Source organism: Streptomyces sp. NPDC047079 (assembly GCF_040643755.1).
In the GTDB taxonomy this organism is placed as follows: domain Bacteria; phylum Actinomycetota; class Actinomycetes; order Streptomycetales; family Streptomycetaceae; genus Streptomyces.
Genome location: NZ_JBEYUZ010000008.1, coordinates 36272 through 55799, shown reverse-complemented (window position 1 = coordinate 55799; position 19528 = coordinate 36272). Strand labels below are relative to the sequence as shown.

General features: G+C 70.9%; 14 protein-coding genes. 7 read left to right on the top strand and 7 right to left on the bottom strand.

The window, feature by feature from the left end; all coding sequences use genetic code 11:
- Positions 1-2 precede the first annotated feature (2 nt).
- Positions 3-2291 (top strand): bifunctional salicylyl-CoA 5-hydroxylase/oxidoreductase, encoded by a 2289-nt coding sequence (locus tag ABZ823_RS13625; RefSeq protein WP_361658329.1) that lies wholly within the window; start codon positions 3-5, stop codon positions 2289-2291.
- Between the two features lie 22 nt (positions 2292-2313).
- On the opposite strand, the gene ABZ823_RS13620 is transcribed toward ABZ823_RS13625, so the two are convergent.
- Positions 2314-3138: a PaaX family transcriptional regulator C-terminal domain-containing protein gene (locus ABZ823_RS13620; protein ID WP_361658326.1), complete on the bottom strand. Its 825-nt coding sequence runs from the start codon at positions 3136-3138 to the stop codon at positions 2314-2316.
- Between the two features lie 15 nt (positions 3139-3153).
- Positions 3154-4884, bottom strand: coding sequence for an AMP-binding protein (locus ABZ823_RS13615; RefSeq protein ID WP_361658324.1), 1731 nt, complete (start codon positions 4882-4884; stop codon positions 3154-3156).
- A 97-nt stretch (positions 4885-4981) separates the two neighbouring features.
- Here ABZ823_RS13615 and ABZ823_RS13610 point away from each other — a divergent pair, with 97 nt between their 5' ends.
- Both ABZ823_RS13610 and ABZ823_RS13605 read left to right on the top strand, forming a co-directional pair.
- Entirely contained in the window at positions 4982-6217 is a 1236-nt protein-coding gene (locus ABZ823_RS13610; RefSeq protein ID WP_361658321.1) for an acyl-CoA dehydrogenase family protein, read from the top strand.
- Entirely contained in the window at positions 6214-6636 is a 423-nt protein-coding gene (locus tag ABZ823_RS13605) for a RidA family protein (protein WP_361658318.1), read from the top strand. Before ABZ823_RS13610 ends, ABZ823_RS13605 begins: the two co-directional genes overlap by 4 nt.
- Before the next feature lie 232 nt (positions 6637-6868).
- On the opposite strand, the gene ABZ823_RS13600 is transcribed toward ABZ823_RS13605, so the two are convergent.
- Complete coding sequence (locus ABZ823_RS13600; RefSeq protein ID WP_361658315.1) at positions 6869-7372, bottom strand: DUF4234 domain-containing protein; 504 nt, start codon at positions 7370-7372, stop codon at positions 6869-6871.
- A 243-nt stretch (positions 7373-7615) separates the two neighbouring features.
- Between ABZ823_RS13600 and ABZ823_RS13595 the strand changes: the two genes are divergently transcribed.
- Complete coding sequence (locus tag ABZ823_RS13595) at positions 7616-8428, top strand: DUF1028 domain-containing protein (RefSeq protein WP_361658312.1); 813 nt, start codon at positions 7616-7618, stop codon at positions 8426-8428.
- Between the two features lie 116 nt (positions 8429-8544).
- Positions 8545-9048 carry a PASTA domain-containing protein gene (locus ABZ823_RS13590; protein WP_361658309.1) on the top strand — a complete coding sequence of 168 codons (504 nt, stop codon included), beginning with the start codon at positions 8545-8547 and terminating at the stop codon, positions 9046-9048.
- A gap of 210 nt (positions 9049-9258) precedes the next feature.
- Here the strand turns inward: ABZ823_RS13590 and ABZ823_RS13585 are convergent, their stop codons facing one another.
- The 3 genes from ABZ823_RS13585 to ABZ823_RS13575 all read right to left on the bottom strand — a co-directional run bounded on the left by ABZ823_RS13585 (position 9259) and on the right by ABZ823_RS13575 (position 11870).
- Positions 9259-9585, bottom strand: coding sequence for a hypothetical protein (locus ABZ823_RS13585; protein ID WP_361658307.1), 327 nt, complete (start codon positions 9583-9585; stop codon positions 9259-9261).
- 493 nt (positions 9586-10078) lie between these two features.
- Complete coding sequence (locus ABZ823_RS13580) at positions 10079-11608, bottom strand: UDP-N-acetylglucosamine 1-carboxyvinyltransferase (protein ID WP_361658304.1); 1530 nt, start codon at positions 11606-11608, stop codon at positions 10079-10081.
- Between the two features lie 64 nt (positions 11609-11672).
- Positions 11673-11870: a DUF4236 domain-containing protein gene (locus ABZ823_RS13575; protein WP_361658301.1), complete on the bottom strand. Its 198-nt coding sequence runs from the start codon at positions 11868-11870 to the stop codon at positions 11673-11675.
- A 408-nt stretch (positions 11871-12278) separates the two neighbouring features.
- Here ABZ823_RS13575 and acnA point away from each other — a divergent pair, with 408 nt between their 5' ends.
- The gene (gene acnA / locus ABZ823_RS13570; protein ID WP_361658298.1) at positions 12279-14996 is read left to right on the top strand and encodes an aconitate hydratase AcnA; all 2718 of its coding nucleotides are present in this window, start codon (positions 12279-12281) and stop codon (positions 14994-14996) included.
- Positions 14997-15111: 115 nt separating this feature from the next.
- Here the strand turns inward: acnA and ABZ823_RS13565 are convergent, their stop codons facing one another.
- A complete protein-coding gene (locus ABZ823_RS13565) occupies positions 15112-15477 on the bottom strand; it encodes a hypothetical protein (RefSeq protein WP_361658295.1) in 366 nt (121 codons plus the stop codon).
- Between the two features lie 686 nt (positions 15478-16163).
- Between ABZ823_RS13565 and ABZ823_RS13560 the strand changes: the two genes are divergently transcribed.
- Positions 16164-19469, top strand: a complete 3306-nt coding sequence (locus ABZ823_RS13560; RefSeq protein ID WP_361658292.1) for a GH92 family glycosyl hydrolase — start codon at positions 16164-16166, stop codon at positions 19467-19469.
- Positions 19470-19528 lie beyond the last annotated feature (59 nt).

The window sequence follows — 19528 nt, the reverse complement described above, 5'->3', positions numbered from 1 at the left end:
CCATGGAGGCGGCACACAGGCCCCTGCGCGTCGCCGTGGTCGGCGGCGGACCCGGCGGGCTGTACGCCGCCGCGCTGCTCAAGCGGCTCGACCCGGCCCGCGAGGTCACCCTCTGGGAGCGCAACGCGCCCGACGACACCTTCGGCTTCGGTGTCGTCCTGTCGGACGAGACTCTCGGCGGCATCGAGCACGCCGACCCCGTCGTGCACGCGGCGCTCAAGGACGAATTCGTGCGCTGGGACGACATCGACATCGTGCACCGGGGAGTGCGCCATACCTCCGGCGGCCACGGCTTCGCGGCACTCGGCAGGCGGCGGCTGCTGGAGATCCTGCACGAGCGCTGCCGCTCGCTCGGCGTCGACCTGCGCTTCGGGGCCGAGGCCCCGCACCCGGCCCGGCTGTCGAAGGCGTACGACCTGGTGATCGCCGCCGACGGGGTGCACAGCACCACCCGCGAGGCCTACGCCGAGGTGTTCCGTCCGTCCGTGGAGGAGCACCGCTGCCGCTACATCTGGCTCGCCGCCGACTTCGCCTTCGAGGCGTTCCGCTTCGAGATCGCGGAGACCGAGCACGGCGTGATGCAGCTGCACGGTTACCCGTATGCCGCCGACGCCTCGACCGTGATCGTCGAAATGCGCGAAGAGGTGTGGCGGGCGGCCGGGTTCGCCGAACTGGACACCGCCGAGACGATCGAGCGCTGCGCCAAGATCTTCGCGGACGCGCTCGACGGCCTGCCGCTGCGCTCGAACAACTCCGCCTGGACCACCTTCCGCACGGTCACCAACGCCCGCTGGTCGCACGGCAATCTGGTCCTGCTCGGCGACGCCGCGCACACCGCCCACTTCTCCATCGGCTCCGGCACGAAGCTCGCGGTGGAGGACGCGCTTGCGCTGGTCGCGTGCCTTCAGGAGCACACCTCGCTGCGGGATGCCCTCGTCGCCTACGAGGAGGAGCGGCGCCCGGTCGTCGCCTCCACCCAGCGCGCTGCCCGGGCCAGCCTGGAGTGGTTCGAGAACCTCCGGCTCTACCTCGACCAGCCCGCCCGGCAGTTCGCTTTCAACCTGCTCACCCGCAGCCGCCGGGTCACCCACGACAACCTGCGGCTGCGCGACGCGCGCTTCACCGAGGCGGTGGAGCGGGAGTTCGGCTGCCCGCCCGGCACCCCGCCCATGTTCACCCCCTTCCGGCTGCGCGGGCTGACCCTGCGCAACCGGGTCGTGGTCTCGCCGATGGACATGTACTCGGCGGTGGACGGCGTCCCGGGCGACTTCCACCTCGTCCACCTGGGCGCGAGGGCGCTCGGCGGGGCGGCCCTGGTGATGACCGAGATGGTGTGCGTGAGCGCCGAGGGGCGCATCACCCCGGGCTGCGCCGGGCTCTACACCGGGCGCCAGGCCGAGGCCTGGCGGCGGATCACCGACTTCGTGCACACCCAGGCGCCGGGCACCGCGATCGGGGTGCAGCTCGGGCACAGCGGCCGCAAAGGCTCGACCAAGCTGATGTGGGAGGGCATGGACGAACCGCTCGAGGACGGCAACTGGGGGCTGGTGGCCGCCTCCCCGATCCCGTACAAGCCCGGTGGCCAGACGCCTCGCGAGCTGTCCCGCGCCCAGCTGACCGACATCCGCGAGCAGTTCGCGTCCGCCGCCTGGCGGGCCGCTCGCAGCGGGTTCGATCTGCTGGAACTGCACTGCGCCCACGGCTATCTGCTCTCCGGCTTCCTCTCGCCGCTCACCAACCGGCGCACCGACGCCTACGGCGGCGCACTCGCCAAGCGGCTCCGCTTCCCGCTGGAGGTCTTCGACGCCGTACGGGCGGTGTGGCCCGAGGAGCGGCCCATGACCGTACGGATCTCCGCCACCGACTGGGCCGAGGGCGGCACCACGGCCGAGGAGGCCCTCGAGATCGCCCGGGCCTTCGCCGCACACGGCGCCGACGCGATCGACGTGTCGACCGGGCAGGTGGTGGCCGACGAACGGCCGGTCTATGGGCGGTCGTACCAGACGCCGTACGCCGACCGCATCCGCCACGAGACGGGCATCCCGGTGATCGCGGTGGGCGCGATCTCGTCCTGGGACGACGTCAACTCGCTGATTCTCGCCGGACGCACCGATCTGTGTGCCCTCGCCCGGCCGCATCTGTACGACCCGCACTGGACGCTGCACGCGGCGGCCGAGCAGGGATACGGCGGGCCGGGCGCGGTGTGGCCCGCGCCCTATCGGGCCGGCAGCCGTCGCCCGCAGACCGGACGCACGGACGCCCCCAAACCCCGTCTCGCCTTCAGCGGCTGAGGGGTTCCGGCTCGGCACCGCGTCATGGCTCGGTGCGTACGCCGGCGAAGACCGCTCCCGCGTCCCGCAGCCGCTCGTGCAGCGCCCGGAAGACCGCGGCGGAGCGGGTGCCCGGCCAGTCACCGGGGAGCAGCTCCGCCGGCAACCCGGGGTCGGCGTACGGCAGATGCCGCCAGGAGTCCAGGGCCAGCAGGTAGTCGCGGTACGCCGCCTCCGGCGGGGTGTCCTCGCGCGCCTCCCAGTCGCGCAGTACGCGCGCGTGGCGGTCGAGGAACGCCTCGTGCTGCTTGGCGATCGCGGCCAGGTCCCACCAGCGCGCCACCGACTGCCCGGTCGGCGCGAAACCCAGGTGCTCGCCGCGGAAGAGATCCACGTACGGGTCCAGACGCAGTCGACGAAGGGTGTGCCGGGTCTCCTCATGGAGACGTGCGGGAGCGATCCACACGCCGGGGGCCGCGGTACCGAAACCCAGTCCGGCGAGCCGGGAGCGCAGCAGATGCCGCTTCTGCCGCTCCGACTCCGGCACCGAGAACACCGCGAGCACCCAGCCCTCGTCCTCGGGTGGCGTCGTCGCGTACACGCGCCGGTCGCCGTCCTCGAGCAGTTGCAGGGCGTCCGGCGACAGCGCGTACCCGGCCGCTCCCGTGGCCGTGCGCGACGGCACCAGCAGCCCGCGCCGCTTCAGCCGGGACACCGACGACCGTACGGAGGGTGCGTCCACGCCGACCGCGGCGAGCAGCCTGATCAGCTCGGCCACCGGCACCGGGCCGGGCACGAAGCGGCCGTAGGCGCCGTAGAACGTCACGATGAGGGAACGGGGAGCGTGCTGATCGGACACGTTGATCACTCTAGATCGTCCGCGTCACCCATGATCACCGAGTGGGGGCGCCGAGCTGACCTCCGCCCGCAGCCGGAAGCGCTGGAGCTTGCCCGTCGCCGTACGGGGCAGCGCGTCCAGGAAGACGAACTCGCGCGGACACTTGTACGGCGCCAGCTCGGCGGTCAGAAAGGCACGCAGCGCCTCTGGGTCGCGGCGCGCCTCCGGTCTGAGGACGGTGTACGCCACCACCACCTGCCCGCGCGCCTCGTCCGGCCGGCCGACGACCGCCGTCTCGACCACGTCCGGGTGACGCAGCAGGGCGTCCTCGACCTCGGGACCGGCGATGTTGTACCCGGCCGAGATGATCATGTCGTCGGCGCGCGCCACATACCGGAAGTAGCCGTCGGGTTCGCGGACATAGGTGTCGCCCGTGATGTTCCAGCCACCCCGGACGTACTCCCGCTGCCGGGGGTCGGCGAGATAGCGGCAGCCGACCGGGCCGCGCACCGCGAGCAGCCCCGGCTCGCCGTCGGGCACGGGGATGCCGTTCGCGTCCTGCACGCGGGCCTGCCACCCAGGCACCGGAACTCCCGTGGTCCCCGGGCGGATCCCGTCGTCCGCGGCGGAGATGAAGATGTGCAGCAGCTCGGTCGCGCCGATGCCGTTGATGACGCGCAGCCCGGTGCGCTCGTGCCAGGCCCGCCAGGTCGCGGCGGGCAGGTTCTCCCCGGCCGACACGCACCGCCGAAGTGACGCGATGTCGTGCCCGTCGTGTCCGTTCAGCTCCTCCAGCATGCCGCGGTACGCGGTCGGCGCGGTGAACAGCACGGAGACCCGGTGCTCGGCGATCGCGGGCAACAGCTGCCGTGGACCCGCCTGTTCGAGCAGCAGGGCGCTCGCGCCGGCCCGCAGCGGGAAGACGACGAGCCCGCCGAGCCCGAAGGTGAAACCGAGCGGGGGACTGCCCGTGAAGACGTCGTCGTGGCGGGGCCGCAGCACATGCCGGGAGAACGTGTCAGCGATGGCGAGCACATCGCGGTGGAAGTGCATACAGCCCTTCGGGCGCCCCGTGGTGCCGGAGGTGAACGCGATCAGCGCCACGTCGTCGGCCGCCGTGTCCACCGGCGGGAACGGTTCCTCGGGCACCGGCAGACGCAGCAGGTCCTCGGGGGAGTCGCCGCCGTAGGGGGTGATGCGCAGGCCGGGGACGTCGGCTTTCGCGAGGTCGTCCACGGAGCGGGCGTCGCACAGGGCGTGCCCGACCCGGGCGATCTCGCACAGGGTGTGCAGCTCGTGCGGACGCTGCTGGGCGAGCACGGTGACGGCGATCGCGCCCGCCTTCAGCACCGCGAGCCAGCAGGCGGCGAGCCAGGGGGTGGTGGGGCCGCGCAGCAGGACACGGTTGCCCGGGACGACGCCGAGGGGGCCGGTGAGCGCGTGCGCGATCCGGTCGACACGGGCCCGCAGCTGCCCGTACGTCCACACGTCCCCGGTCGCCGTACGGAAGGCGGGGCGGCCGGGAGCGGTGCCGGTCAGCAACTCGACGGCGGCGTTGAGCCGGTCGGGGTACTGGAGCTCGGGCAGGTCGAACAGGAGCTCGGGCCACTGCTCGGGGGGCGGGAGGTGGTCCCGGGCGAAGGTGTCCAGGTGGGCGGTGGTGCCGACGGTGCCTGTGGTGCCGCTGGTGCCGGTTGTGCCGGCGGTCTCCGTGGGGCTGGTGGCGTCCCTCGGGTCCATGGTGTCTCGCCCCCTTGTCGTGGTGGGCTCGCGCATCGAGCGTATCGTGTTGGTGACGACAGTCAACGGTCCGCGATACGCTCGGGTGGGCAGCACACCCGCCCCGGTGCGCCGTCAGGGAGAGGGACCGGCAATGACCGCATTCTCACTCGAACCGGCACAGACCGCCTGGTGTGCGGAGCTGCGCACCCTGGCGGAGCAGCGGCTGCGCCCGCTCGCGGACAAGGGCGAGCCGGGCCGCGTCAACCGGGAACTCGTCGCGGAACTCGGCCGCCTCGGGCTGCTGGACCGGCTGTTCACCTCGGGCGCGCTGGAGCTGTGCCTGATGCGCGAGTCGCTGGCCCACGCCTGCACGGAGGCGGAGACGGCCCTCGCCCTGCAAGGTCTGGGCGCCCACCCCGTGCACGCGTACGGAACGCGCGCACAGCGCGCCCGCTGGCTCCCCGGGGTCCGTGCCGGCACCACGGTGGCGGCCTTCGCACTGACCGAGCCGGACGCGGGCTCGGACGCCGCGGCGCTGGCCCTGCGAGCGGACCCGGACGGCACCCTGCCCGCGCAGGATCCGCCCTCCCTCGCACGGAACCCGCGCCCGCGGGCGCAGGAGCCGTCCCCGCCCGCGGCGGTGACGGCTCCCCTCGCCGAGCGCGACGGCGGGCGCGGCTGGCGGCTCACGGGGGAGAAATGCTGGATCTCCAACGCCCCCGAGGCCGACTTCTACGCCGTCTTCGCACGCACCGCCCCCGGCGCGGGCGCGCGCGGTGTCACCGCCTTCCTCGTCCCCGCCGACCGCCCCGGCCTGACCGGCTCCCCGATCGACATGCTCTCCCCGCACCCCATCGGTGCCCTCGTCTTCGACGCCGTGCCCGTGACCGCCGACGACGTCCTCGGGGAGCCCGGCCGGGGCTTCCGGGTCGCCATGGGCACCCTCAATCTCTTCCGGCCCAGCGTCGGCGCCTTCGCGGTCGGCATGGCGCAGTCGGCCCTCGACGCGACCCTCGCCCACACGGCGCAACGGGACGCGTTCGGCGGCAAGCTGAAGGACCTCCAGGCCGTCGCGCACCAGGTCGCGGAGATGGCCCTGCGCACCGAGGCGGCCCGGCTCATGGTCTACGCGGCGGCGACGGCGTACGACGAGGGCGCCCCGGACGTCCCCAAGCGTGTCGCGATGGCGAAGCTGCTGGCGACCGAGACCGCGCAGTACGTCGTCGACGCGGCCGTCCAGTTGCACGGCGCCCGCGCCCTGCGCCGCGGTCACCTTCTGGAGCACCTCTACCGCGAAGTGCGCGCGCCCCGGATCTACGAGGGCGCGAGCGAGGTCCAACGCGGCATCGTCGCGAAGGAGTTGTACGCCACCGTGGAGGCCCCGTGACCGCCGAGCGCACCGACCCGCCCGTCCCCTCGCGTATCAACCCGCCGGCTCTCTCCCCGCCGACGGGCTTCTCGCACGCGGTGGTCGCCGCAGGCTCCCGGGTGGTGTTCCTGGCGGGCCAGACCGCCCTCGACGCGGACGGCAAAGTCGTCGGCACCACGCTCCCCGAGCAGTTCGAGCGTGCCCTCACCAACCTGCTCACGGCCCTGAGCGCCGCCGGCGGCACCCCCGCAGACCTCGCCCGCGTCACCGTCTACGCCACCGACGTCGCCGCCTACCGCACCCACGCCCCCGAACTCGGTCGCGTCTGGCGGCGCCTGGCGGGCCGCGACTACCCCGCGATGGCCGTCGTGGGAGCCGTACGCCTCTGGGACGAGGAGGCACTCGTGGAACTCGACGGCTTCGCGGTGCTTCCATGACAGCGGGCTTCGCTGCCCGGCCGGTGCTTCCCGACAGGCCCGAGTCGGAGTGACACGGCCCACCGTAGGGCTGCTACCCGGCTCCCGCGCTGGGTCGTCCCTCGGCCGTGCGAGCCCGCCCGACGCCAATCGACAACGGCAGAAGCCCACGGCGTCCGATCCGTCCGGAGCCGCGGGCTTCTGCCGTCTCGCTGGTCAGCCGACGGGCTGACCAGCGGACCGCCTACTGAATTCAGGCAGCCAGAGGTACCTCGGTGCCCGGTGCGACGCCCGGGTAGGCGTCGACGACCAGGTTGAGCTGGCGCTGCATGTACCAGATGTTGAGGCCGAAAACGAACGCGAGCCACGTGCTCGCAGCGGGGCTGCAGGTCACCGGCAGGCCGGCCGCACGCTGAGCGTTCGCGATGGCCTTCCCGGTGTTGTGGTAAGAGACCAGCGGAGCGATCAGGGTCCAGCCCAGGAAGATCATGACCAGCACGCTGCCCGCCGGGCTGAGGGTCCGGCGCCGGTCGAACTCCTGCAACTCCCTGTGGATCTTGTAGTACCAGACCAGCTGATAGATCCCGAGGGTGACGAGCGGCAGGCCGAGCCACACCGCGACCGGTCCGCGGCGCTTCATGGCCAGGCCGGGCAGGCGGATCGCGACGGGGGTGTCGGCGGTGCTGGGCGCGACGGCACCTCCGGCCGGGATCGGGACGCTCCGGCTGGACTCGGTGGTGGGCTTGCTGTCGTCCATGTGATGGGCTCCGTTGGCTGGTTCTGGTCTCAGCCGGAGCAGCATGGCAGCTGGTGAGTGGGCCGTGAAGGTAGTTGGAGGTTCAATGAAGACCTGTCATATGATTGTGATCAAGCTTGACCGATAAGCGCCGACGAACGCGGGGGCCGCCTTCCCCGCGTGGTTCGGGATCGCGGGGCGTCGAGGTCCGCCCCGGCTGCTGGTTCTGGTGCTGGTGCCCGGACCCTTCTACTGTCTTCCCTCATGACATTTTCGATTGTGGCCCGGTCCGGACCGGCCTTCGGAATAGCAGTGGCCAGCAAGTTTCTGGCGGTCGGCGCCGTCGTGCCGGCCGTGGAGGCCGGTGCGGGGGCGGTGGCCACCCAGGCGGCGGCCAACCTCCGCTATCGCCCCCAGGGACTGGCACTGCTGCGCACGGGCTTGCGGCCTGCGGACGTGGTGGCAGGTCTCGTGGCCGCGGACCGGGATCGCGCGCACCGCCAGTTGGGGATCGTCGGCCCCGAAGGCCCCGGAGCGACCTACACAGGCGAAGAGTGTCTGGACTGGGCCGGTGGGACGGCAGGCGACGGCTATGCGATTCAGGGCAACATCCTCACCGGCCCGGAGGTGATCGAGGCCATGGAGTCGGCCTGGCTGTCCTCGTCGGAGGTGGCGCTCGACCGGCGACTGCTCGCAGTGCTGTCGGCGGGCGACGCCGCGGGCGGTGACCGCCGCGGCCGCCAGAGCGCGGCCCTGCATGTGGCCTCTCCGGGCGCCGGGTACGGCGGCGGCAGCGATGTCGCCTGCGACCTGCGAGTGGACGACCATCCTGACCCCGTCGGGGAGCTGGGGCGTCTGCTGGACGTTCACGAGTTGTTGTTCGGCAGGCCCGACCCGGACTCCCTGCTGGACCTTTCGGGTGAGCTGAAGGAGGAGGTCCAGAGCCTGGTCACCGCGCGCGGTTACGCCTCGCTGGACATGTGGGCCGGGGTGGAGAACCTGGAGAACCGCCTGGTTCCCGGCAAGATCGACCCAGTGGTGCTGGCCCGTCTGCGGAACGGCGATGCCCGCGACTGAGGCCCAAGTCCGCCCCTGCGTGCATCATGAAGCCCCCGGGTTCGCCACCGGGGGCGGACACCATGCGTCTCCGCCACAGCGCGCAGCAGTCACCACATCCCAGGGGGGATCCACCGATGAAGGCCACCAAGCTCATCCGCTGCCTGTTCCCGGCCGCCACCGTGCTCGCCGCCACCACGCTGCTCAACGCCTGCGCCCCGGGCACCGGCAGCGACGGCAGCAACCCGGCCGCGCAGCCGACCACGACGGCCGCCGCCACCGCCTCTCCGACAACGCTGGACGACGTCCTCAAGGACATCCAGGCCAGCAACTCCGCAGCCCGCGAGGACCTCCAGAAGAAGGTCGAGGACCTCCAGAAGAAGGTCGACGAGGCGTCGAAGTCGGCCGAGGCCGCCGCCGAGACGAACGACGTGCCCAGCGTCGTCGGTATGAACCACGCCGCCGCGATGCGTCTGCTGCACAGCAAGGGCTTCATGGTGAACGAGGAGGACGCGAACGGGGACCGCTGGATCATCGACAACAGCAACTGGAAGGTGTGCCGCCAGGACCCCGGCCCCGGCAGCCACCCGGCCACTCTCCGCGTCGCCATCTACTCCGTGAAGCTCGACGAGCCCTGCTGACCCACTGCCATCGGAAGGGCCCAGGTCGGGGATGCATCCCCGACCTGGGCCTCGTGTTGTCCGGACGAATACAGCCGTCCCTATTCGTCCGCAGCGCCCTCTTCGCCCTTTGCTGTCAGCCAGTCATGGCGCCTGGCGCTGCTCGGTCTTCCCGTTCACCGCGCCCAGCAGCGCGGTGAACGGTCGGCCGGCTCTGGTCAGTGCTCGCCGTCAGGCCCCGCAACGGACGAAAGCCTGCACCGTGCCGGGCTGGTTCGTCTCGTTCTGGAACCGAATCTCCCACTGTGTGTCGCTCATCGCGCGGCTACCCGTCACGTCGATGTTGGCGGACGACACGTTCCAGCCACCGCTGATGGCTTTGGTGCCCGCAGGGCAGGTGACAGTGAGGGTCTCGCTTTGGTTGGCGGCGATGGGCCGGACCGGGCTGTTCACGGTGACCGGGGGATCGCCGACCCCATTCATGGCCAGGGCAGGGGACGCCAGGGCGACGGCCAGCGCGGGAGCGGCGGCCAGGGCGAGAAGCTTGGTGCGGGTCATGGTGTGACCTCCTTGAGCGGTTCATGCGTTCTCGACGAATCGAACGCATGAACTCAGGCTAGGAGCGGGCTGGATGGGACCGCCATCTGATACCCCCCGTTGGAGTGACGGGGTGCGTACCGTCGGTTACTGGGCGCGGCCGCGCGGGAACAGCTGCGCCGCCGGAGGCCGTGCGTATCGCCTGCGGCCGCACTCCCCGAAGACGGCGGGCGATGAAGCGGCCCATCTCCGTATGGCCGGCGATGTGGGAGCGCTCGGTGCTGGGCACGCTCAGATAGCAGGGCTGCGGCGTTCGACGAGGGTGGTGTCTTGCCATGTGCCGTGGTCTTGGCCGACGCGTTCGCGGTCAGCACCGGCAGGTCGGCGGGAGCGCGTGCCGCGCGCACCCCGAACGGCGGGAATGTACGCGGTGGTCGTATGGCAGCGCCCGAGCCCCGTCACCCGGGGCAGTGGGTGACGGGGCTTCAGGGCAGACGTGGAACCCGGGTGTTTCTCAGATGTTCCGGAACGTCTCGATCTGTGCGCCGACCGAGTTGAGCCGCTCGGCCAGGTCCTCGTAGCCGCGGTTGATGACGTACACGTTGCGCAGCACGGAGGTGCCCTCGGCCGCCATCATCGCCAGCAGCACCACCACGGCGGGCCGCAGGGCCGGCGGGCACATCATCTCGGCGGCGCGCCAGCGGGTCGGGCCCTCCACCAGGACGCGGTGCGGGTCGAGGAGCTGGAGCCGTCCGCCGAGCCGGTTGAGGTCGGTCAGGTAGATGGCCCGGTTGTCGTACACCCAGTCGTGGATCAGCGTCTTGCCCTGCGCGGAGGCCGCGATGGCCGCGAAGAACGGGACGTTGTCGATGTTCAGGCCGGGGAACGGCATCGGGTGGATCTTGTCGATCGGCGCCTCCAGCTTGGAGGGCCGTACGGTGAGGTCGACCAGCCGGGTGCGGCCGTTGTCGGCCACGTACTCCGCGCTGCGGTCGTGGTCGAGCCCCATCTCCTCCAGGACCGCGAGCTCGATCTCGAGGAACTCGATCGGCACCCGGCGCACCGTCAGCTCCGACTCGGTGACGACCGCGGCGGCCAGCAGGCTCATCGCCTCGACCGGGTCCTCGGAGGGGGAGTAGTCGACGTCGACGTCGATGTTCGGCACACCGTGGACCGTGAGCGTGGTGGTGCCGATGCCCTCGACCGCGACGCCGAGCGCCTCCAGGAAGAAGCACAGGTCCTGGACCATGTAGTTGGAGGACGCATTGCGGATGACCGTGACCCCGTCGTGGCGGGCGGCGGCGAGCAGCGCGTTCTCGGTCACGGTGTCACCGCGCTCGGTCAGCACGATCGGCCGGCCGGGAGAGACGGACCGGTCCACCACGGCGTGATAGTGCCCCTCGGTGGCGGTGACGTCCAGCCCGAACCGGCGCAGGGCGATCATGTGCGGCTCGACGGTGCGCGTACCGAGGTCGCAGCCGCCCGCGTACGGCAGCTTGAAACGGTCCATGCGGTGCAACAGCGGCCCGAGGAACATGATGATGGACCGCGTGCGGCGGGCGGCGGCGGCGTCGATGGCGTCCAGGTCGAGGCCGGCGGGCGGCACGATCTCCAGATCGCCCCCGTCGTTGATCCAGCGGGTCCGCACGCCGATAGACGCCAGGACCTCCAGAAGGCGGTACACCTCCTCGATCCGGGCCACCCGGCGCAGTACCGTGCGCCCCTTGTTGAGCAGCGAGGCGCACAGCAGGGCCACACAGGCGTTCTTGCTCGTCTTGACATCGATGGCGCCGGAGAGACGGCGGCCGCCGACCACCCGCAGATGCATGGGACCGGCGTAGCCCAGGGACACGATCTCGCTGTCCAGGGCTTCCCCGATCCTGGCAATCATCTCAAGACTGAGGTTTTGGTTGCCGCGCTCGATCCGGTTCACGGCACTCTGACTGGTGCCGAGTGCCTCGGCGAGCTGTGCCTGAGTCCAGCCACGGTGCTGCCGGGCGTCACGGATGAGCTTGCCGATACGTACGAGGTAGTCGTCTGACATGAGACTGAGGCTATCTCAGATATGAGATGGCGCCTTCTGGGGGGTCCGTTTGGGTGAGTGACCGTCAGTGACCCTTGGTGGAACGGGTGCGACGCCATCCGAAAGGGCCGGGCAAATCCATCGATGTCGTACGACGTCCTGAACTGCTGCGGGTGTGGCGTGGCCCGTTCTTCCCTCCGGTGGTGAGGGACCAGGAGTGCTTGTTGATGTTCAGGCGGACTCCGGGCAGGATCCGGAAACTCTTGCGGAATGTGAGCGGCATGCGTGCTTCCTTCCGTACGTACTGGTGCACGTCGGATACCCCGGTTCGCCGAGCTGATGGCAGGCGGCACGCGGCAGGCGGCAGGGGGAGGGGTCGCCGGGGGGTGGCCTCTGGGGGTCGGCCGTCCGGCAGGCGTCGATCCTCTGCTGAGACGTGCGGTGTGCGCGGGCGCGGCCGCCTGGTGTGGAGCCGCCCGCGGCGTCGCGGGCCGGGATCCTGCCGGGGCTGGGGCATGACCATCCAGCACCCATGTACTAGAGTTATCTCGACATCGAGATATCTGCCGAGGCGCACCGCAGCCGCCACTCCGGTAAGGACAACCTAACTTAGCCTTACCTCAGAGGATCGGTCGAGCCGTCGTGGCGGCAGGATTGCGGTGATACGCGCACATCAATGAAGGAGACTGTCGTGTCGGCGAACAGCTTCGACGCCCGCAGCACGCTGCAGGTGGGCGACGAGTCGTACGAGATCTTCCGGCTGGACAAGGTGGAGGGCTCGGCCCGCCTGCCGTACAGCCTCAAGGTCCTGCTGGAGAACCTGCTCCGCACCGAGGACGGCGCGAACATCACCGCCGACCACATCCGCGCCCTCGGCAACTGGGACTCCCAGGCCCAGCCGTCGCAGGAGATCCAGTTCACGCCGGCCCGCGTGATCATGCAGGACTTCACCGGCGTTCCCTGTGTCGTGGACCTCGCCACCATGCGCGAGGCGGTCAAGGAGCTCGGCGGTGACCCGGCGAAGATCAACCCGCTGGCCCCGGCCGAGCTGGTCATCGACCACTCCGTCATCGCCGACAAGTTCGGCACCAACGACGCTTTCAAGGCGAACGTCGACCTGGAGTACGGCCGCAACAAGGAGCGCTACCAGTTCCTGCGCTGGGGCCAGACCGCCTTCGACGAGTTCAAGGTCGTGCCCCCGGGCACCGGCATCGTCCACCAGGTGAACATCGAGCACCTGGCCCGTGTCGTGATGGTCCGCGACGGCAAGGCCTACCCGGACACCCTGGTCGGCACCGACTCGCACACCACCATGGTCAACGGCCTCGGCGTCCTCGGCTGGGGCGTCGGCGGCATCGAGGCCGAGGCCGCGATGCTCGGCCAGCCGGTGTCCATGCTCATCCCGCGCGTCGTCGGCTTCAAGCTCACCGGTGAGCTCCAGCCCGGCACCACCGCCACCGACCTCGTGCTCACCATCACCGAGATGCTCCGCAAGCACGGTGTGGTCGGCAAGTTCGTCGAGTTCTACGGCGAGGGCGTCGCCGCCACCTCGCTCGCCAACCGCGCCACCATCGGCAACATGTCGCCGGAGTTCGGCTCCACCGCCGCGATCTTCCCGATCGACGACGAGACCCTGAACTACCTGCGCCTGACCGGCCGCTCCGACCAGCAGGTCGCGCTTGTCGAGGCCTACGCCAAGGAGCAGGGCCTCTGGCTGGACCCGAAGGCCGAGCCGGACTTCTCCGAGAAGCTGGAGCTGGACCTGTCGACGGTCGTCCCGTCGATCGCCGGCCCGAAGCGCCCGCAGGACCGCATCGTCCTCGCCAACGCCGCCGAGCAGTTCAAGCAGGACGTCCGCAACTACGTGGACAGCGTGGACGAGGCGGGTGTCGAGTCCTTCCCGGCCTCGGACGCCCCGGCACTCCACCCCAACGGCTCCCCGACCAACCCGGTCCCGGTCACCGCCCCCGACGGCACGGCCTACACCCTCGACCACGGTGCGGTGACGGTCGCGGCCATCACCTCCTGCACCAACACCTCGAACCCGTACGTGATGGTGGCCGCCGCCCTGGTGGCCAAGAAGGCGGTCGAGAAGGGCCTGACCCGCAAGCCGTGGGTCAAGACCACCCTCGCCCCGGGCTCGAAGGTCGTCACCGACTACTTCGACAAGGCGGGTCTGACGCCGTACCTGGACAAGGTCGGCTTCAACCTCGTCGGCTACGGCTGCACCACCTGCATCGGCAACTCCGGCCCGCTGCCGGAGGAGGTCTCCAAGGCCGTCAACGACCACGACCTCGCGGTCACCTCGGTCCTCTCCGGCAACCGGAACTTCGAGGGCCGTATCAACCCCGATGTCAAGATGAACTACCTGGCCTCCCCGCCGCTGGTCGTCGCGTACGCCATCGCGGGCTCCATGAAGGTGGACATCACCCGTGACGCCCTGGGCGCCGACCAGGACGGCAACCCGGTCTACCTGAAGGACATCTGGCCCTCGGAGGCCGAGGTCAACGACGTCGTCGCCAACGCCATCGGCGAGGACATGTTCAACAAGTCCTACCAGGACGTCTTCGCGGGCGACGCCCAGTGGCAGTCCCTGCCGATCCCGACCGGCAACACCTTCGAGTGGGACGCGGAGTCGACGTACGTCCGCAAGCCCCCGTACTTCGAGGGCATGGAGATGGAGCCGGCCCCGGTCGAGGACATCGCGGGCGCCCGCGTGCTCGCCAAGCTGGGCGACTCGGTCACCACCGACCACATCTCCCCGGCCGGTGCGATCAAGGCCGACACCCCGGCGGGCAAGTACCTCACCGAGCACGGTGTGGAGCGCCGCGACTTCAACTCCTACGGTTCCCGCCGTGGCAACCACGAGGTCATGATCCGCGGTACGTTCGCCAACATCCGCCTGCGCAACCAGATCGCGCCGGGCACCGAGGGCGGCTACACGCGTGACTTCACGCAGGAGGGCGGCCCGGTCTCCTTCATCTACGACGCCTCCCGCAACTACATCGAGCAGGGCATCCCGCTGGTCGTCCTGGCCGGCAAGGAGTACGGCTCCGGCTCGTCCCGCGACTGGGCCGCGAAGGGCACCGCGCTGCTCGGCGTCAAGGCCGTCATCGCCGAGTCCTACGAGCGCATCCACCGCTCGAACCTGATCGGCATGGGCGTCCTGCCGCTCCAGTTCCCCGAGGGCCGGACCGCCGAGACCCTCGGCCTGACCGGCGAGGAGACCTTCTCCATCTCCGGCGTCACCGAGCTGAACGAGGGCACCACGCCGCGCACGGTCAAGGTCACCACCGACACCGGTGTCGAGTTCGACGCGGTCGTCCGCATCGACACCCCCGGTGAGGCCGACTACTACCGCAACGGCGGCATCATGCAGTACGTGCTGCGCAGCCTGATCCGCAAGTAAGCGTTCCGGCACGGCAGCTGAGGGCCGCATCCCCGCCCGGCGGGGATGCGGCCCTCAGTCCTTCCAAGCACCGGCCCAGGCGTGCCGCCCGTCACCAAGTCCCCGAACGGCAAACCTAGATCCACCCCGCGGCCTGAGCGACGGCGTACGGGGCGGGGACCAGGGTCGCCATGCCGAGCCACAAGTGCAGCGGCCGGCCCTCCTGCCAGGGCATGAGGACGTCCACCACCAGCACCATTCCGAGCACGAATCCGCCGCCCAGGACCGCGCCGAGCGTCATCCCGAGTGTGTTGTCCGGCGATGTGCGGGGGCAGCCGAACCCGCCGACGCAGTGGATCAGCGCGTATCTGGTCAGCAGCCATCGCACACACAGGGCCGGAACGATCGCGACCAGTCCGATCAGGAGATTCGCCATCGCGGGCGCCCACCAGGAACAGGCGGTGCCCTTCTCGTGGCCACCGTCCGAACCGGAACCGTGCACAGCCCGCCCTCCCCCAGGTCATCGCGTTCGTACAGGTAGATGACCACAAGAGCACCGGGGTTGCCCTGTTCGCGCCCAGGTGCGGCCAACACCGCCCCCACGAGTGACCTTCGAGGCCCTCGGGCGGCGCGGAAGAGGGCGGACGCGAAGCGGCGCGAGGGGCGACTGTCACGGCTGCCGTGCGGCCACGCGCCGTTCAGGGGACTTCGGGCGGGCGTCGTTCGCGGGCTATAGGGCAACGGCTTTCCACGACTCCGAGCGAAAGCCCTTCCCCGCGCGGACGCCTGGCTCCGCGTGAACGTCTCTCCGCGACTCCGCGCGGACGTCGTCCGGTGGGTGCGCGGACCGGGTGGCCGGTGAGCGGCCACCCGGTCCGCGATCCGGCACGGCCTGGGGGGAGGGGCCGCACCGGTTGGGGCGTGGCTTGTGGCGACCGGTGGAGGCGACAACGTTGTCGGACTGGTCTGTACATGACTGTACTCCCTCAATCGACAACGATGTCAAGGGAGTTCGCCCGTACGGCTGATATGCCGGAGCAACCCCTTCCGATGACGAGCCGCATCGCCCCGCCACCCCACCCGGTGTTCCGCAGGCGGTCTTCCCCGGGACGGGCGGCGCACGTTACTGTCCCTGCGGCTTGTGCGACCCGTGGTGCGCGACCCGTCCGAAGGAGGAGGGGCCGCGTCATGCGTTTCCGTCCGACGTCCCTGCTGCTGGCCGCCGCACTGGCGGTCGGTGGTTCCGCCACTCTCGGCTTCGCTCGAGCGGAGGGACCCCCATCCCTCGCGCTCGCCGCGGATAGCGCACCACCCCTGGTCGGTGACCCGACCCCCTACGTCGACCCGCTCATCGGCACCAGAAACGGCGGCAACGTCTTCCCGGGCGCCGTCGTGCCGTTCGGCATGCTCTCCTGGAGCCCCGAGAACACCCGGGGCGACGCGACCAGAACGGCCGCACCCGGCGGCTACCAGTACGACGCCACGCGTATCCGCGGCTTCAGCCTCACCCACATGTCCGGCACGGGATGCGCGGGCGGCAGCGGTGACATCCCGTTCTTCCCGTACGCCGGCGAGGTGACCTCCTCACCGGCGAGCGACACCAAGGACGCCGTGTACACGGCCGGCTTCACGCACGCCGAAGAGACGGCCGAACCCGGCCACTACAAGGTGGGCCTGTCCTCGGGCGTCACGGCCGACCTCACGGCCACCGCGCGCACGGGCTCGGGCCGCTTCACCTTCCCCGCGGACAAGCCGGCCTCACTGCTGATCCGTACCGCCAACTCCGAGGTGGGCTCGACGGATTCGTCGGTCACCATCGACCCGGCGACCCGCACGGTCTCCGGCTCGGTCACTTCCGGCAACTTCTGCGGCTACCTCGACCCCGAGGGACAGCGCAGCTATTACACGCTCTACTTCACGGCCCGCTTCGACCGCGACTTCACGGCGACCGGCACCTGGCAGGACGACAAGCTCAGCCCGGGCTCCACGCACACGACCGGTGACACGGGCGGCTTCTCGCACGGCGGCAGGCCCGTCGCCGGCAAGGGCGCGGGCGGATACGTCGCGTTCGCGCCCGGCTCGGACCCCGTGAACGTCAAGGTCGGCATCTCGTACGTCAGCCAGGCGGGCGCCGAGGCCAATCTCCGGGCCGAGAACCCGGACAGGCGGTCCTTCGAGTCCGTCCGGGACGCGGCCCGCCGCGCCTGGCGCGACCGGCTGGGCGCGATACGGGTCGGCGGCGGCACGGACGAGGACCGCACCACCTTCTACACCGCGCTCTACCACGCGCTTCTGCACCCGAACATGATCAGCGACGCCGACGGCCGGTACCGCGGCAGCGACACCGCGGTGCACCTGGTGGGCCGGGGCCACACCGCCCAGTACGGCACCTTCTCCGGCTGGGACGTCTACCGCGACCAGGTGCAGCTGCTGACCCTGCTGGACCCCGACACGGGCTCCGACATCGCCCAGTCGCTGTACGAACTCGCCCGGCAGAACGGGGGAGTCTGGGACCGCTGGCTGCACGGAGCGAGCGGCACCCACGTCATGAACGGCGATCCGTCGCCGACCGCCCTCGCGGGCATCCGCGCCTTCGGCGGAACCCGCTTCGACCTGCGCGGCGCGCTGAAGTCCCTGGTCGAGGCGGCGACGGACCCCACCCCGCAGGACCTGTCCGCCGCGGGCAAACCGGTCCTTTCGGTGGGGCAGCGCCCGTCCCTGGACAGGTATCTGGAGCACCACTACATGCCCTCGGTCTCCAACGCCTGGGGCGGCGCCGCCGAGACGCTGGAGATGTCCACCGCCGACTTCGCGCTCTCGCAACTGGCCCTGGCAGCGGGGGAGAAGGACACCGCGGCGACGTTCGCGGCCCGCTCCCAGTGGTGGCAGAACAACTTCAACCTCGCGGCCGACCCCAGCGGTGGCTACATCGCGAACCGCAAGGCGGACGGCAGCTGGGTCACCGGCTTCACGCCGGCGACCGGGAACGGTTTCGTGGAGGGGACGGCGGCCCAGTACACCTGGATGGTGCAGCACAACCCGGCCGGTCTGTTCGCGGCGATGGGCGGCAGGGACAAGGCGCTGGCCCGCCTCGACGCCTTCTTCCACAACGCCGACGGCAGCTGGGCCTTCACCGGCAGCGGCGGCGACAAGTCGGAGCTGGACAACGAGCCGTCGATCAACGTCCCGTACCTGTACGACTACGCGGGCGCGCCCTACCGAGCCCAGGAGACGGTACGGGCCGCGATGATCCGGCTCTGGTCGACGAAGCCCGAGGGCATCCCCGGCAACGACGACCTCGGCGCCATGTCGTCCTGGTACGTCTTCTCGGCGCTGGGGATGTACCCGCAGGTGCCGTCACGGGCCGAACTCGTTCTGTCCTCACCGCTGTTCCCGCTCGCGGTGATCCACCGGCCCCACGGCAACACCATCGAGATCCGGGCCGAGGGCGCGGGCAAGGACGCCCCGTACCTACGGTCGCTGGCGGTCAACGGCCGTACCGCCGACCGGCCTTGGCTGCCCGCCTCCTTCGTCCGCGACGGCGGCCGCCTGGACTACACCCTCTCCGGCACCCCCGACCCCACCTGGGGCGCTGACCCGGCCGACGCGCCGCCGTCCTTCCGGGCGGGCGAGCAGCCGTATCAGATCGGTGTCGGCCCGACCACCGCGAGCCTCGCACCCGGCGGCAGCACCAGGATCGGCATCCGGGCACTCGCCCTGAGCGGAGGCACCGGCCCCGAGGTGCACTTCACGGTGGACACCCCGCAGGGGGTGACGGCGAGTCCCGCCCAGGGCACGGTCAAGGACGGCGCCCAGGAGATCACCCTGACCGCGGACCAGGCCGCCCGGCAGGGCTTCTACGACGTCAAGGTCAGCGTGACCTCGGGGGAGACCGCATACACACAGCCGGTGGCGCTCACCGTCGCGGCCCCCGGCACCCTGCTGGCCGCCTACAACAACACCGGTGTCTCGGACGACACGGGCGACCACGACGAGGCCGACTACGACGGCGGCGGCTGGAGCTACTCGCGCCAGGCCCTGGCCGACGCGGGACTCACGGCGGGCCGCCAGGGCACAGTGGGTGGGCTCTCCTTCACCTGGCCCGGCTCTCCGGCGGGCCGTCCCGACAACGTGTCGGCCGCCGGCCAGACGGTCGAACTGGCCCGGCCGGCAACCCGGTTGAGCTTCATCGGCAGCGCCGTCAACGGCAACCAGCAGACGAAGGCGACCGTGACGTACACCGACGGCACGACGGACACGGTCGACCTCTCCTTCACCGACTGGACGGTCGGCGGCGGCTCCGGCACGGTCCAGTACGGCAACGAGGTCGTCGCGAAGACGGCGTACCGCAACGTCGCGGGCGCCGACAAGGATCCGGTGGCGACCTACGTCTTCGCCACCAGGCCGTACGAGGCCCCGTCCGGCAGGACGATCGGCAGCGTGACCCTCCCGGACGACGCGGACCTGCACGTGTTCACCCTCGCGGTGGGCTGAGCGACGCCCGAAAGCGAAGGGGCGGGCGCGGAGGGAACTCCGCGCCCGCCCCGTCCCTC